Here is a 14,362-nt window from a genome sequence, read left to right on the forward strand (position 1 = left end):
GGTCTGCCATGACCGGCATCCACAACGACATCACCAGCACTTTCGGCAACACCCCCCTGGTGCGGCTGAACCACCTGACGGAGGGCCTCGACGCCACCGTTCTCGTCAAGCTCGAGTCGTTCAACCCGGCCTCGAGCGTGAAGGACCGCATCGGCATCGCGATCGTCGACGCCGCAGAGGCGTCGGGCGAGCTGAAGCCCGGCGGCACGATCGTCGAGGCGACCAGCGGCAACACCGGCATCGCGCTGGCCATGGTCGGCGCCGCGCGCGGCTACAAGGTGATCCTCACCATGCCCGCGTCCATGTCGAAGGAGCGCCGCGTGCTGCTGAAGGCGTTCGGCGCCGAGCTCGTGCTGACCGATCCGACGCTGGGCATGAAGGGCGCGATCGAGAAGCTGCAGGAGATCATCGAGTCCACGCCGGGTGCCGTCTGGGCCCGCCAGTTCGAGAACTCCGCCAACCCCCAGATCCACCGCGAGACCACGGCGCAGGAGATCCTGCGCGACACGGACGGGCAGGTCGACATCTTCGTGGCCGGTGTCGGCACCGGCGGCACCATCACCGGCGTCGGCCAGGCGCTGAAGGCGGTCAAGCCCGAGGTCCACGTCGTCGCCGTCGAGCCGACCGACTCCCCCCTCCTCTCGGAAGGACGCACCGGCCCCGCGAAGATCCAGGGCATCGGGCCCAACTTCGTGCCCGCGATCCTCGATCGCGACGTGATCGACGAGATCATCACCGCCGGCTTCGAGGAGTCGCTCGAGACCTCCCGCGCGCTCGCCGCCAAGGAGGGCATCCTCGTCGGCATCTCCGCCGGGGCCGCCGTCGCTCAGGCGCTGAAGATCGCCGCGCGCCCCGAGAGCAAGGGCAAGCAGATCGTCGTCATCGGCTGCGACACCGGTGAGCGCTACCTCTCCACCGCCCTGTTCGAAGACCTGCGCGAGGACTGACCCGTCCTGTGAGCATGCTCTCCCGGATCCGCGAGGACATCGCGGCCGCCCGCCACCGCGACCCCGCTGCCCGCAGCGGGGTCGAGGTGGCTCTGCTCTACCCGGGTCTGCACGCCGTGTGGGGCCATCGCGTGTGGCACGCACTGTGGCGACGCGGACTCCGTTTCGTCGCGAGGATGGGCTCGCAGATCACACGCTGCCTCACGGGCATCGAGATCCACCCCGGTGCGAAGATCGGCCGGCGCTTCTTCATCGACCACGGCACGGGCGTCGTGATCGGCGAAACGGCCGAGATCGGCGACGATGTGATGCTCTACCACGGCGTCACGCTCGGTGGCAGGACCCGCGATCACGGCAAGCGACACCCCACCCTCGAGGACGGCGTGTCCGTGGGCGCAGGGGCGAAGATCCTCGGCCCGGTGCGCGTCGGCGCGCGGTCCGTCATCGGCGCGAACGCCGTGGTCACGAAGGATGCGCCTGCCGACAGCATCCTCGTCGGCGTACCGGCGAAGCCTCGGCGGCGCACGGGATCGGACGACTCGCGGGCGCTGCTGACCGCGTCGGACTACGTGATCTGAGTCCGCGGCTCACTCGCCGCCGAGGGCGGCGAGCCTGGCTTCCTCGTCGGCGTGGATCGCCGATTCGATGATCGGCTCGAGCGCGCCGTCCATCACCTGGTCGAGGTTGTACGCCTTATAGCCCGTGCGATGATCCGCGATGCGGTTCTCGGGGAAGTTGTAGGTGCGGATGCGCTCGGAGCGGTCCATGCCGCGGATCTGCGAGCGGCGGGCGTCGGATGCCGCGGCATCCAGCTCCTCCTGCTGCTTGGCGAGCAGACGGGCCCGCAGCACGCGCATGGCCGCCTCGCGGTTCTGCAGCTGCGACTTCTCGTTCTGCATCGACACGACGATCCCCGTCGGCACGTGCGTGATGCGCACCGCCGAGTCGGTGGTGTTCACCGACTGCCCGCCCGGTCCCGACGAGCGGTAGACATCGATCTTCAGATCGTTCGCGTCGATCTGGATCTCCTCCGGCTCGTCGACCTCGGGGAAGACGAGCACGCCGGTGGTCGACGTGTGGATGCGCCCCTGCGACTCGGTGGCGGGCACGCGCTGCACGCGGTGCACGCCGCCCTCGTACTTCAGGTGCGCCCAGACGCCCTGCGACGGGTCAGAGGACGAGCCCTTGATCGCGACCTGCACATCCTTGTAGCCGCCGAGATCCGACTCGTTGCGCTCGAGGAGCTCGGTCTTCCAGCCCTTGGACGCCGCGTACTGCACGTACATGCGCAGCAGGTCGGCGGCGAACAGCGCCGATTCGGCGCCGCCCTCCCCCGCCTTGATCTCCATGATCACATCGCGTGCGTCGTCGGGATCGCGCGGGATGAGCAGGCGCCGCAGCTTCTCCTGCGCGACGCGGAACCCCTCCTCGAGCACGGGGATCTCGGCGGCGAACGCGTCGTCCTCCCTGGCCAGCTCGCGAGCCGCCTCGAGGTCGTCGGATGCCGTCGTCCACGCCTCGTGCGCGGCGACGATGCGGTTCAGCTCGGCGTAGCGCCGATTGACCCGCTTGGCGCGGGCGGCGTCGGCGTGCACCGCCGGGTCGGAGAGCTCCTCCTGCACCCGGCGATGCTCCTCGATGAGGGCCTGGACCGATTCGAACACGCCTCTGCTCCGCTCAGCGGTGGATCAGCGGATGCTGTTCTCGTGGGCGTGCGAGCCGCCGTTCGCGTTCGGCGTGGGCACGGACTTCTGCATCTGGAAGAGGAACTCCACGTTGGAGCCGGTCTCCTTGAGCTTGCCGAGCACGACCTCGAGCGCCTGCTGCGGGTCGAGGCCGGCGAGGGCGCGACGCAGCTTCCACGTGATCTTGACCTCGTCGGCCGAGAGCAGCATCTCCTCACGACGCGTGCTCGACGCGTTGACGTCGACGGCCGGGAAGATGCGCTTGTCGGCCAGCTGGCGCGACAGGCGCAGCTCGCTGTTGCCGGTGCCCTTGAACTCCTCGAAGATGACCTCGTCCATCTTGGAACCGGTCTCCACGAGGGCGGTCGCGAGGATGGTGAGCGAGCCGCCGTTCTCGATGTTGCGCGCGGCACCGAAGAAGCGCTTGGGCGGGTACAGCGCCGCGGCGTCGACACCGCCGGTGAGCACGCGGCCGGAGGCGGGCGTGGAGATGTTGTAGGCACGACCGAGGCGGGTGATCGAGTCGAGCAGCACGACCACGTCGCGACCGAGCTCGACGAGGCGCTTCGCACGCTCGATGGCGAGCTCGGCGACCGTGGTGTGGTCTTCCGCCGGCCGGTCGAAGGTCGAGGCGATGACCTCGCCCTTGACGGTGCGCTGCATGTCGGTGACCTCTTCGGGGCGCTCGTCGACGAGCACGACCATGAGGTGCACCTCGGGGTTGTTCTGCGCGATCGCGTTGGCGATCTGCTGCAGCACGATGGTCTTGCCGGCCTTCGGCGGCGCGACGATCAGACCGCGCTGGCCCTTGCCGATCGGGGCGACCAGGTCGATGATCCGCTGCGTCAGCTTCTCGGGGGCGGTCTCCAGGCGCAGGCGCTCCTGCGGGTACAGCGGGGTGAGCTTGCCGAACTCGACGCGGTTCGCGGCGTCGTCGGGCGAGAGCCCGTTGATCGAGTCGACCTTCACCAGCGCGTTGTACTTCTGGCGTCCCTGCTGCTCGCCCTCGCGGGGCTGCTTGATCGCGCCGACGACCGCATCGCCCTTGCGCAGGTTGTACTTCTTCACCTGGCCGAGCGAGACGTACACGTCGCTCGAGCCGGCGAGGTAGCCGGTGGTGCGCACGAAGGCGTAGTTGTCGAGCACGTCGAGGATTCCGGCGACGGGGATGAGCACGTCGTCCTCGCCGATCTCGGTGTCGAACTCGTCGGCGGTGGTGTTGCCGCCACCGCGGCGCTTGCTGCCACGCTGCCGTCCGCGAGCAGAGCCGCTCTCCTCGTCGGAGTCGCTCTGGCCGCCGCTGCTCTGAGCGCCGCCGTTCTGACCGCCGTTGTTCTGGCCGTTGGCGGTCTTGTCGCCGCCGTTCTTGTCACCGCGTCCCCTGCTGCGGCTGCGACTGCGGCTGCGACTGCGGCTGGAACCGTCGCCGTCGCCGTCGCCGTCACCGCTGCTCTGATCGGCGGCGGGGGTCTGCTCGCTCGGAGCCGAATCGGCGGACGCGTCGGCGGGAGCGGTCTCGGGCTCTGCGGCCTTCGCGCCGCGGCGTCCGCGCGCGGGGCGCTTGACGGCCTCAGCCGGGGCATCCGCAGCCTGGTCATCGCCTGCGCCAGCGCTCTGGTCGGCGGGCTGGGACGCCTCGGGGGCGCCCTCGTCCGGCGTCGCCGCGGTGGGAGCGTCGCTCTTCTTCGCGCGCGTGGGGCGCTTGCGGGCAGGCTTCGCGGGCGCCTCGGCGCCGTCGTTCCCCTGCGCCGAAGCGGCGTCCGCTTCCGGCGCGTCGGCGGCCGGTGCATCCGCGGCCGGTGCTGCGACTGCAGGCTCGGCCGGGGTCTCAGCCACGGGCAGGTCGAGCGTCTCGGCGTCGGCCTTCTTGGCGCGCGTGCGGCGCGGTGCCTTCGCCTTCGGCTGCTCCGCCGCGGGAGCGGCGTCGGCCGCAGGAGCCGCGTCGGTCGCAGGGGCGGCTGTGCTCGCCTCGGCTGCCGCCGCGGCGGACGCGGTCGTCGCGCGGCGCGGCGCGCGCTTGCGCACCGGTGCCGGACTCTCGGCCGTCATCGACTCGGTGGTCGTGGTGTCGTTCTGGGTCTCGGAGAGGTTCTCCACGAGTACTCCCTCATATGTCGTGGGAAGACGAGCAGTCCGATGTTGCACGCAGCAGATGCCGCGGACATCACACGCGCCGACGCAGAGCGCCTGCCAGCCAGTACCTGGATGTTCCTGGGGATCGCGTGCGGACTTCGCAGAAGTGCGAAAGGGCGAGAATCACGAAGTTACGTGGTGCCCTCCGCTCGTTCCCTCACTGTACCACCCTGAACGTCGACCGCGAGCATGTGCGCCTGCCACGGAGTGTCCGTCACGACATCGGCGAGTTCGACCGCGCGCTGGCGCGCTCCGGGCCCGTCCGCCAGCACGAGGACGCTGGGTCCGGCGCCCGAGACGACAGCCGCGAAGCCCTCCGCGCGCAGCGCCTGGACCAGACGCAGCGTCTCCGGCATCGCCGGGCCACGATAGTCCTGGTGCAGGCGGTCGCCGGTCGCGTCGAGCAGCAGCTCGGGACTCTGCGTGAGAGCCGCGATCAGCAGAGCCGAGCGCGACACGTTGAACACGGCGTCCTCACGCGAGACCTGTGGCGGCTGCAGCGACCGGGCGAGCGAGGTCGACATCGTGAAACCGGGCACGAACACGAGCGGAGCGACACCCCGGTGCACGAGCAGCTTCTTGTGCTGGGGGCCGCGCTCGCCCGTCCACGCGATGGTCAGGCCGCCGAACAGGGCGGGGGCGACGTTGTCCGGGTGGCCCTCGAGCTCCGTGGCCAGACGCAGCAGCGCCTCGTCGTCGAGCTCGACGTCGCCGGCCAGCAGGCCCTTCGCGATCAGGATCCCCGCGGTCACCGCCGCGCCGGATGAGCCGAGGCCGCGCCCGTGCGGCACGCCGTTCTCGGCGTGAAGATGCAGCCCGGGCATCCGGCGCCCGACATCGGCGTACACGTGCGCGATGGAGCGGACGACGAGGTTGCTCGCATCGGTCGGGATCTCCTCCGCGCCCGACCCGGTGACGTCGATCACGAGGCGGTCGTCGTCGAAGGACGATGCGGTGAGCGTGTCGTACACGCTGAGGGCGAGCCCGAGGGTGTCGAATCCAGGACCGAGGTTGGCGCTGGTCGCGGGGACGGTGACCATGACGGTGCGGGTCGCTCCGTCGACGTGCGGCGCCTGCGAGGTGACCGGCTCGGCCGGCACGAGGGTGACCCCCACGCTCACTCCCCCTCGACGCGCAGCACCGACACCACACGCTCGACGACGTCGCTCGCGGCGAGCCGGTCGACGGCCGCGCTGAGCGCGCTGTCCGTGGCGCGGTGCGTGCCGATGATCAGCCGGGCGCTCTCGCGGTCGTTGTCGTCGGCGGCCGGGATCACGGTCTGCACGAGCGTGGCCACCGAGACGCCGCCGTCGCTGAGCAGACCGGCGATGGTGGCGAGCACGCCCGCCTCATCCGACACCTCGAGGGTGATCTGGTAGCGGGTCAGCACATGTCCGATCGAGACGACCGGCAGGTTCGCGCGCGTCGATTCGCCGACCCCGGTGCCGCCGGCGATGTGGCGACGGGCCGCCGACACGACATCGCCGAGAACCGCGGACGCGGTCTGCACGCCTCCCGCACCTGCACCGTAGAACATCAGCGAGCCCGCGGCCTCGGCCTCGACGAAGACGGCGTTGTTCGCGCCGTGCACCGCGCCGAGCGGGTGATCGCGCGGCACGAGCGCCGGGTACACCCGCACCGAGATCGACTCCGGTCCGCCGTCTACGAGGCGCTCGCACACCGCCAGCAGCTTGATCACGAATCCGGCCTCACGGGCCTCCTCGATCATGTCGGCGGTCACACCCGTGATGCCCTCGCGATGCACGGCGTCGAGCGGGACGGTGGTGTGGAAGGCGAGGGACGCCAGGATCGCCGCCTTCTGCGCGGCGTCGTATCCCTCCACATCGGCGGTGGGATCCGCTTCGGCGTAGCCGAGCCGCTGGGCATCGGCGAGCACGTCGTCGAAATCGGCGCCCTCGCTGTCCATGCGGTCGAGGATGTAGTTGGTCGTGCCGTTGACGATGCCCATGATGCGCACGACGCGGTCGCCGGCGAGCGAGTCGCGCAGCGGTCGGATGATCGGGATCGCGCCGGCTGCGGCGGCCTCGTAGTACACCGAGGCGCCGACCCGCTCGGCGGCCTCGTAGATCTCCGGGCCGTGCGTGGCGAGCAGCGCCTTGTTGGCGGTGACGACGTCTGCGCCGGAGCCCAGGCCCAGCAGGATGTGCGAGCGCGCCGGCTCGATCCCGCCCATCAGCTCGATGACGATGTCGGATCCGGTGATCAGCGTCTCCGCGTCGGTGGTGAACAGCTCGCGGGGCAGGTCGACGTCGCGCGGGGCGTCCACGTCGCGCACGGCGATGCCCGCGAGCTCCAGCCGGGCCCCCGCGCGGTCGGCGAGCTCGTCGCCGTGGCGCAGCAGCAGCGATGCCACCTGAGAGCCCACGGCTCCCGCTCCCAGCAGCGCCACGCGAAGTCGTCGGTAGTCAGTCATCTGCGCTCCTCAGCACGGTCGGGTCAGGATGTCGGGTCTGGCCTCGGACGGCCATGGCTCACTGCGGGATGCCGGCGTCGCGCGCGAGCAGGTCGGCGATCGACTCGCCGCGCACGATGACGCGCGATCGTCCGTCAGCCACCGCGACGATGGGCGGCCTGGGCACGTGGTTGTAGTTGCTCGACAGGGGCGCGCAGTACGCTCCGGTCGCGGCGACGGCGATCAGGTCGCCGGGTCCTGCATCGCCCGGCAGATACTCATGGTCGACCACGATGTCGCCCGATTCGCAGTGCTTGCCCACCACGCGCACGAGCATCGGCGCACCCGTGCCGATCCGCGACGCGAGACGCGCGGAGTACTGGGCGCCGTACAGGGCCGGGCGCGCGTTGTCGCTCATGCCGCCGTCGACGCTGACGTAGCGCCGCGTGGTCGTCTCCAGGGCGACGTCCTTGGTGGTCCCGATCTCGTACAGCGTCACGCCGGCGTTGCCGACGATCGCCCTGCCGGGCTCGAACGAGAGCGCGGGCACCGGGATGCCGCGTGCCGCGCAGCCCTCGGCGACGGCCGCGACGATGCCCTCGGCGAGGTCGGCGATGGGCGTGGGATCGTCGACCCTCGTGTAGGCGATGCCGAACCCGCCGCCGAGGTTGAGCTGGGGGATGTCGCCGCCCGCGAGCAGCTCCTGGTGCAGATCGAGCAGGCGCGAGGCGGACTCCCGGAAGCCGGCGACGCCGAAGATCTGAGAGCCGATGTGGCAGTGCAGGCCGGCGAACACCAGCCCGTCGACCTCGCGGATCCGCGCGACGGCCGCGGGAGCCTGGCCGAGCGGGAAGCCGAACTTCTGATCCTCGTGCGCGGTCGCGAGGAAATCGTGCGTCTCCGCGTGCACACCGCTGTTCACGCGCAGCATGACGCGCTGCGACGCCCCGGTGCGCGAGACGATCGCGGCGAGGCGCTCGATCTCGATGACGCTGTCGATGATGATCGTGCCGACACCGGCATCCACCGCCCGCTCGAGTTCGGCGACCGACTTGTTGTTGCCGTGGAAGCCCAGCCGGCCGGCATCCGCTCCCCCGGCCAGCGCGACCTCGAGCTCGCCGCCGGTGCAGACGTCGACGTTCAGGCCCTCCTCGAGCACCCAGCGCACGATCGACGTGTTCAGCAGCGCCTTGCCCGCGTAGTAGATGCGCGCGGTCGTGCCGTGCTCGGCTGCGGCACGATCGAAGGCGGAGCGCAGCGCCGCGGCCCGGCGGCGCACCTCGGTCTCGTCGATCACCTGCAGCGGCGTGCCGTGGTCGCGCACGAGCTCGCCGACGCCCACGCCCGCGATGCGCAGCTCGCCGTCGTCATCGCGTTCCGCGGAGAGCGGCCACACCCCCTCGACCAGGTCGTTGGCGTCGTCGGGAACGACCAGCCATCCGGGGGCGGGAGAGGAATCGGGGGAATGCACGCAGCGCCAATCGGGTCACGGTTCTGACGGGTTCGCCGTGGAGACGAGGTCGACCCTGATTCTAGGACACCGCCGAGTCAACCCCCGTTCACATTCCGACGCACTCAATAGTGTGGGGAGGATGGAGAGGCCGACGAATCCCGACCCCGCATCACCCCCCGCGCAGAAGGGGTGGATCGCGCGGACGTCCGCGACGGTGATCCGCCGGCTGCTGCGGCTGCGCGTCGTCCGGGCCGCGCTGCTGTACACGGGCAGACGCGGTCCGATGCTCGCCGACGCCGTGACGTACCGGGCGCTGTTCAGCGTGTTCGCCGCCGTGCTGCTGGGGTTCTCCGCCGCCGCCCTGTGGCTCTCCCAGGATGCCGTCGCGTGGAGAGCTGTCGTCTCGGCCGTGGACTCGGCGGTGCCGGGGCTCATCGCCACCGGAGATGAGAAGGGCATCGTCGAGCTCGACATGATCGACGCCCCGGGCGGGCTGTCGGTCGCCGGCGTGATCTCGCTGATCGGGCTCATCGGCTCCGCGCTCGGAGCGATCGGCTCCATGCGCAACGCCGTGCGCACGATCGCCGGAACGGACACCGCCGACGTCGTCCTCTACCTCGTCCTGCTGCGCAGCGCGCTGCTCGCGCTGATCATCGGAGCCACCTTTGTCGCCGCCGCCGCGCTCACCTTCGCCGGCGAGCTGGTGGTCGGCTGGTTCGCCGGCATCGTCGGCGTCGCGAGCGACGCCCCCGCCGTGTTCTGGACGGTGCGCGTGCTGTCGCTGGTGATCGTGTTCGCTCTGGACACCGTGCTGATCGCCGCGGTGTACCGGATGCTGTCCGGCGTGCGCGCATCGCGCTCGGCGCTCTGGGGCGGCGCAGCACTGGGCGGGGTGGGCCTGCTGGTTCTGCAGGAGCTGTCGGGACTGTTCGTCGGCGGCGCGAAGGCCAACCCGCTGCTCGCCTCGTTCGCGTCGCTGCTCGCCCTGCTGCTGTGGCTGAATCTCTCGACGCAGGTCATCCTGCTGGCGAGTGCCCTGATCACGATCTCGCACCGCGAGCAGGGGGATCGGGTGGCTGAGCGATTCGGCGCCGAGACACTGCCCGAGTTCGCGCTGCGTCAGGCGGAGGACGATGTGCGCGCCGCCACCGCGCATCTGCGTGCGGCGCAGCAGGCCGCTGCGCCCGACTGAGCCGCTGCACGTCTGGGTCCTTGAGCCCGTTGGGCCCTTGAGCCTGCCGAAGGGCCAGACTTCTTGGGTCCCTGAGCCTGTCGAAGGGCCTCTCCCCCCTGAGCCATACCCTCGGACCCTGACCATCTTGGGTCCCTGAGCCTGCCGAAGGGCCGCCACCTTGGGTCCCAGAGCCTGTCGAAGGGCCGCCACTCACCGATCAGGTGCGTCGCCGTCTGCCGCAGGCCGCGACAGCGCAGGAAGCTCGTCCACCCGGCCTTCGATGAGCGCCAGCTTCTTGCGTCGACTCCAGCCCTGCACCTGCTTCTCCCGAGCGAACGCCGCGTCGACCGTCGGGTAGTCCTCGGCGTACACCAGCCTGACAGGACGTCTCTTTCGAGTGAAGGCAGCGGAATGCACATCATCGAAGTTGTGCGCCCAGACACGCGCGGCGACATCGCCGTTCGTGCTGCCGGTGTAGAAGGCGCCGTCAGCGCACTCGAGGATGTACATCCAAGGCATGAGTCCATGTTCGCGCTGTTGCAGGGTCGTCTGTGATTGCTTGTGGATAACCGGCGGCGTCAGCACCTCTGGGCGAGTCGTGGGCGCGGCAGAACAGCTGGGCTCCCCAGGGCGAGGCCGCCCGCCCTTCGGCAGGCTCAGGGACCCATAAAGGGCGGCCCTTCAGCAGGATCCAGTCAGGATCCCAAGCGGGCGGCCCTTCGACAGGCTCAGGGACCCAAAGAGGGTCAGGGATCCCAAGCGGGCGGCGCTTCGGCAGGCTCAGGGACCCATAAAGGGCGGCCCTTCGGCAGGCTCAGGGATCCAAAGAGGGTCAGGGATCCCAAGCGGGCGGCCCTTCGGCAGGCTCAGGGACCCAAAGAGGGTCAGGGACCCAAAGAGGCTCAGGGACCCAAAGAGGCTCAGGGCCCTAAAGACGGTCAGGGACCCGAAGGGTCAGGGGCGGGGGCAGGTGCCGGGATCGAGGAGCGTGGAGTCGACCGTGATCCGGCCGTCGGCGGCGATGTCAGCCACGGCCCGGCTGCCCTCGATGCGCAGGCCGGTGAGGGTGATGCCGGCAGGAAGACGATCGGCGATGCAGATGCGCTGCGGCTCGGTGATCGCGGCTCCCGCCGCTCCGGCCAGACCCGAGACGGCGTCCAGGTCCACCGCCGCGCCGTTGAACATGAGCGAGACCGGAGTCAGCAGCAGGTCGCCGTCATCGGCCGCGGGGGTGACCGTGAGCCCGACCGGGATCCGGCTGCCGAAGAGCTCGAGGTCGGCCTCGATCGTCGCGTTCGGCGCCGCCAGCTCGATGCCCGAGACGGGCAGCTGCGACGCGTCGAGCAGCGATGCGAACTCGTCCTGGTCGACCGAGACGGTGCCCTGCGCGACCCCCAGCGCACCGCCCGAAACGGGCACCTCGCTCGCGGTGACCCGAGCGGAGCCGGTGATGCCGCCGATCGTCACCTCGTCCGAAGCGAGCTTCACCTCGTCCAGCGTGCCCGAGATCAGCTGGGGCAGGATGACGCCGGGCACCTGCACGTCGAGCTGCTGATCAGCCGGCAGGTCGAGGTGGGAGATCACGAGCGAGCGGATCGTGTTCGGCACCGCCGCCCGCGCCACGAGCTCGCCGACGGCGACGAGAGCCCCCAGCACGAGCACGATGACGAGCACGACCCAGGGCCAGCGCGGCCGACGCCTGACGGCGGTCGTGTTCGTCATGCTGTCACATCCTCTCGGGGGCCGAGACTCCGAGCAGGTCGAGACCGTTGCGCAGCACCTGACCGGTGGCGTCGTTCAGCCACAGCCGGGTGCGGTGCACCGTCTGTATCGGGTCGTCGCCCTTGGGGATGACCCGGCAGTTGTCGTACCAGCGGTGGTAGAGACCCGCGAGCTCCTCGAGGTAGCGCGCGATGCGGTGCGGCTCGCGCACCTCGGCTGCGAACGCCACCAGGCGGGGGAACTCCTGCAGCGCCCCGAGCAGAGCGCTCTCGGTCTCGTGGGTGAGCAGTTCGGGAGCGAACTCCGAGCGATCCACGCCGGAGTCCGCGGCATTGCGAGCCACGTTGTGCGTGCGCGCGTGCGCGTACTGCACGTAGAACACCGGGTTGTCGTTGGTGCGCTTCTGCAGCAGCTCGGGATCGAGATCGAGCGGCGAGTCGGCCGGCGATCGCTCGAGCGCGTAGCGCAGCGCGTCGGTGCCGATCCATGCCCGCAGGTCATCCATCTCGATGATGTTGCCCGCGCGCTTGGACAGGCGGGCACCGCGCACCGACACGAGCTGGCCGATGAGCACCTGGATGTTCTTCTCCGGATCCTCGCCGGCCGCCCCCGCGATCGCCTTGAGACGATGCACGTAGCCATGGTGATCGGCGCCGAGCAGGTAGATCTTGTTCTGGAATCCGCGATCGCTCTTGTTGAGGTAGTAGGCGGCGTCGGCGGCGAAGTACGTGTATTCGCCGTTCGAGCGGCGGATGACCCGATCCTTGTCGTCGCCGAAGTCGGTGGTGCGCACCCAGACGGCACCGTCCTCATCGAAGACATGACCCTGGTCGCGCAGACGGTCGACCGCCTGATCGACGAGGCTCGACCCCTCGGGGCCCTGGGCGTGCAGGGTGCGCTCGGAGAACCAGACGTCGAAGGGCACGTTGAAGGCGTCGAGGGATGCCCGGATCTCGGCGAGCTGATACTCGTACGCCTGGTCACGGGCGATCACGAGCTGCTCGGCCTCGGGCATCTCGAGCAGGCCGGGGTGCGCGGCGAGCACGCGCTTCGCGAGCTCGGCGATGTACTCGCCGGGGTAGCCGCCCTCGGGCGTCGGCTCGCCCTTGGCCGACGCGAGGATCGACAGCGCGAAGCGCTCCATCTGCACCCCGGCGTCGTTGATGTAGTACTCGCGCACGGCGTCGGCTCCGCTGGCGAGCAGCAGACGCACGATCGAGTCGCCCAGGGCTGCCCAGCGGGTGTGACCGATGTGCAGCGGCCCGACGGGGTTGGCGGAGACGAACTCGACGTTCACCGAGACCCCGTCCTGGGAGTCGTTGGTGCCGTACGCGTCCCCCGCCTCGACGATGGTCTTCGCGAGGGCGCCTGCTGCGCCCGCCTCGAGGCGGATGTTGATGAAGCCGGGTCCGGCGACCTCCACAGCCTGGATGCCGTCGGTCCTCGTCAGGCCGTCGGCGATCCGCTGCGCCAGCTCGCGCGGGTTCGACCCCAGCCGCTTGGCCACGCGCATCGCGATGTTCGTCGACCAGTCTCCGTGGTCGCGATTGCGCGGACGCTCGAGCACGATGTCCGCGGCGTCGACGCCGAGGCCCTCATCCGATCGCAGCGAGGCCGCGATCGGGTCGAGGACGGCGAGGACAGCGGCGGAGAGGGCTTCAGGGTTCATAGGGGATCAAGTCTACGGCTCGCCGCATCCCCGGCCGGAAACCCGGGCGCGCACACGCGCTGGCGACCATCGTGATTCATTCGTGACGTGGCGGTGTTTGACGTTTTCGTCGCATGAGAATAGTTTTCAGTGCAACGGGGATCCCGGACGAGAGCTCGCGCTCCCGCCCCCGACGAACCTGGAGGCAATGGTGCCACGGACCCGCGACATCGGAAACGGCCTGACGATCGCACGGCGCATCGCAGATCGCCGGCGCACCATGCCCGCGGCCATGAGCAGGATCGCCGACGTGGTCGCCGATCACCCGGCGGCTCCCGTGGAGCTGACCATCACCGAACTCGCCGATCGCGCCGGTACGTCCGCTGCCACCGTCACCCGCTTCTGCCGCGCACTCGGCTTCGACGGATACACCCAGTTCCGGGTCGGAGTGGCCTCCGAGATCGGCCGCGGCGATGCCGAGGAGAGCTGGCATGCCGACATGGGTCGCGAGCTGAGCGCCTCCGACGAGCCAGGCAAGATCCTGCAGACGCTGCTGAACCTGCACGTCAAGAGCCTGCAGAGCACGGCGAGGGGCCTCGACCTCGACGCGGTGCTGCGCGCCGCCGACGCGATCACCGCGGCGCGTCACGTCGACATCTACGGCGTCGGCGGCAGCGGGGTCATGGCTCGCGAGTTCCAGGGGCGGCTCTACCGCATCGGCGTCAACGCGCACTGCTGGTCGGACGTGCACGACGGACTCACCAGCGCGGTGCTGCAGGATCAGTCGTCGGTCGCGATCGGCATCTCCAGCACCGGGCGCACCGAGGAGACGGTGCAGATGCTCTCCCAGGCTCAGTCGGCAGGAGCGTTCACCGTGGCGATCACGCATGACATCGATTCGCCCCTCGCCGCACTCGCCGACATCTCGCTCGCCACGGCGGAGCCCACCGCCTACCTGCGCCCCGACGACCTGTCGGTCAAGCACTCCCAGCTGCTCGTGCTCGACCTGCTCTACGTGCTCGCCGCACAGCAGACCTTCGGGGTGGCCGCCACCCGTCTGGCCGCCAGCGCCATGGCCGTGGCCCCGCACCGCCGCGCGCCGCGCGCGCACCGGCCCGACACCACCGGGCCCTGAGCCCGCCGAAGAACCCGACCCCAACACCGATTCACATCCACAACGGAAGGTA

12 protein-coding genes are annotated in these 14,362 nt (G+C 70.2%); 4 read left to right on the forward strand and 8 right to left on the reverse strand.

Annotated features, from left to right (window positions below; genetic code table 11):
• Positions 1–8 precede the first annotated feature (8 nt).
• On the forward strand, positions 9–947 hold the full coding sequence (gene cysK / locus H9633_RS01030; protein ID WP_071642237.1) for a cysteine synthase A: 939 nt from the start codon (positions 9–11) through the stop codon (positions 945–947).
• Between the two features lie 14 nt (positions 948–961).
• Positions 962–1,525: a serine O-acetyltransferase EpsC gene (gene epsC / locus H9633_RS01035; RefSeq protein WP_191712888.1), complete on the forward strand. Its 564-nt coding sequence runs from the start codon at positions 962–964 to the stop codon at positions 1,523–1,525.
• Between the two features lie 9 nt (positions 1,526–1,534).
• Here epsC and prfA read toward each other — a convergent pair whose 3' ends face one another.
• From prfA to lysA, 5 genes are all read right to left on the reverse strand, one after another.
• A complete protein-coding gene (gene prfA, locus H9633_RS01040; protein ID WP_191711781.1) occupies positions 1,535–2,611 on the reverse strand; it encodes a peptide chain release factor 1 in 1,077 nt (358 codons plus the stop codon).
• A 24-nt stretch (positions 2,612–2,635) separates the two neighbouring features.
• Positions 2,636–4,729: a transcription termination factor Rho gene (gene rho, locus H9633_RS01045; RefSeq protein WP_318247162.1), complete on the reverse strand. Its 2,094-nt coding sequence runs from the start codon at positions 4,727–4,729 to the stop codon at positions 2,636–2,638.
• Between the two features lie 167 nt (positions 4,730–4,896).
• On the reverse strand, positions 4,897–5,805 hold the full coding sequence (gene thrB / locus H9633_RS01050) for a homoserine kinase (protein ID WP_191712890.1): 909 nt from the start codon (positions 5,803–5,805) through the stop codon (positions 4,897–4,899).
• A gap of 77 nt (positions 5,806–5,882) precedes the next feature.
• On the reverse strand, positions 5,883–7,199 hold the full coding sequence (locus H9633_RS01055) for a homoserine dehydrogenase (RefSeq protein ID WP_191711782.1): 1,317 nt from the start codon (positions 7,197–7,199) through the stop codon (positions 5,883–5,885).
• A gap of 58 nt (positions 7,200–7,257) precedes the next feature.
• On the reverse strand, positions 7,258–8,649 hold the full coding sequence (gene lysA / locus H9633_RS01060) for a diaminopimelate decarboxylase (RefSeq protein WP_191711783.1): 1,392 nt from the start codon (positions 8,647–8,649) through the stop codon (positions 7,258–7,260).
• Between the two features lie 121 nt (positions 8,650–8,770).
• Between lysA and H9633_RS01065 the strand changes: the two genes are divergently transcribed.
• Positions 8,771–9,823: a YhjD/YihY/BrkB family envelope integrity protein gene (locus H9633_RS01065; RefSeq protein ID WP_191711784.1), complete on the forward strand. Its 1,053-nt coding sequence runs from the start codon at positions 8,771–8,773 to the stop codon at positions 9,821–9,823.
• 192 nt (positions 9,824–10,015) lie between these two features.
• Here H9633_RS01065 and H9633_RS01070 read toward each other — a convergent pair whose 3' ends face one another.
• The 3 genes from H9633_RS01070 to H9633_RS01080 form a co-directional block, all read right to left on the reverse strand.
• The gene (locus tag H9633_RS01070; RefSeq protein WP_071640608.1) at positions 10,016–10,324 is read right to left on the reverse strand and encodes a GIY-YIG nuclease family protein; all 309 of its coding nucleotides are present in this window, start codon (positions 10,322–10,324) and stop codon (positions 10,016–10,018) included.
• A gap of 435 nt (positions 10,325–10,759) precedes the next feature.
• Positions 10,760–11,527 (reverse strand): LmeA family phospholipid-binding protein, encoded by a 768-nt coding sequence (locus H9633_RS01075; protein WP_191711785.1) that lies wholly within the window; start codon positions 11,525–11,527, stop codon positions 10,760–10,762.
• A 4-nt stretch (positions 11,528–11,531) separates the two neighbouring features.
• Positions 11,532–13,196: an arginine--tRNA ligase gene (locus tag H9633_RS01080; RefSeq protein ID WP_191711786.1), complete on the reverse strand. Its 1,665-nt coding sequence runs from the start codon at positions 13,194–13,196 to the stop codon at positions 11,532–11,534.
• 187 nt (positions 13,197–13,383) lie between these two features.
• Here H9633_RS01080 and H9633_RS01085 point away from each other — a divergent pair, with 187 nt between their 5' ends.
• Positions 13,384–14,310 (forward strand): MurR/RpiR family transcriptional regulator, encoded by a 927-nt coding sequence (locus tag H9633_RS01085; protein ID WP_191711787.1) that lies wholly within the window; start codon positions 13,384–13,386, stop codon positions 14,308–14,310.
• Positions 14,311–14,362: the final 52 nt, after the last annotated feature.

The sequence above is a fragment of the Microbacterium commune genome (genome assembly GCF_014836945.1).
In the GTDB taxonomy this organism is placed as follows: Bacteria; Actinomycetota; Actinomycetes; order Actinomycetales; family Microbacteriaceae; genus Microbacterium; species Microbacterium commune.

Bases quoted from the DNA above. Each gene is read 5' to 3' on its own strand.
- H9633_RS01080 (WP_191711786.1), bottom strand. From the start codon at position 13,196: ATGAACCCTGAAGCCCTCTCCGCCGCTGTCCTCGCCGTCCTCGACCCG.
- thrB (WP_191712890.1), bottom strand. From the start codon at position 5,805: ATGGTCACCGTCCCCGCGACCAGCGCCAACCTCGGTCCTGGATTCGAC.
- H9633_RS01065 (WP_191711784.1), top strand. From the start codon at position 8,771: ATGGAGAGGCCGACGAATCCCGACCCCGCATCACCCCCCGCGCAGAAG.
- H9633_RS01055 (WP_191711782.1), bottom strand. From the start codon at position 7,199: ATGACTGACTACCGACGACTTCGCGTGGCGCTGCTGGGAGCGGGAGCC.
- H9633_RS01085 (WP_191711787.1), top strand. From the start codon at position 13,384: ATGGTGCCACGGACCCGCGACATCGGAAACGGCCTGACGATCGCACGG.
- H9633_RS01070 (WP_071640608.1), bottom strand. From the start codon at position 10,324: ATGCCTTGGATGTACATCCTCGAGTGCGCTGACGGCGCCTTCTACACC.
- epsC (WP_191712888.1), top strand. From the start codon at position 962: ATGCTCTCCCGGATCCGCGAGGACATCGCGGCCGCCCGCCACCGCGAC.
- cysK (WP_071642237.1), top strand. From the start codon at position 9: ATGACCGGCATCCACAACGACATCACCAGCACTTTCGGCAACACCCCC.
- H9633_RS01075 (WP_191711785.1), bottom strand. From the start codon at position 11,527: ATGACGAACACGACCGCCGTCAGGCGTCGGCCGCGCTGGCCCTGGGTC.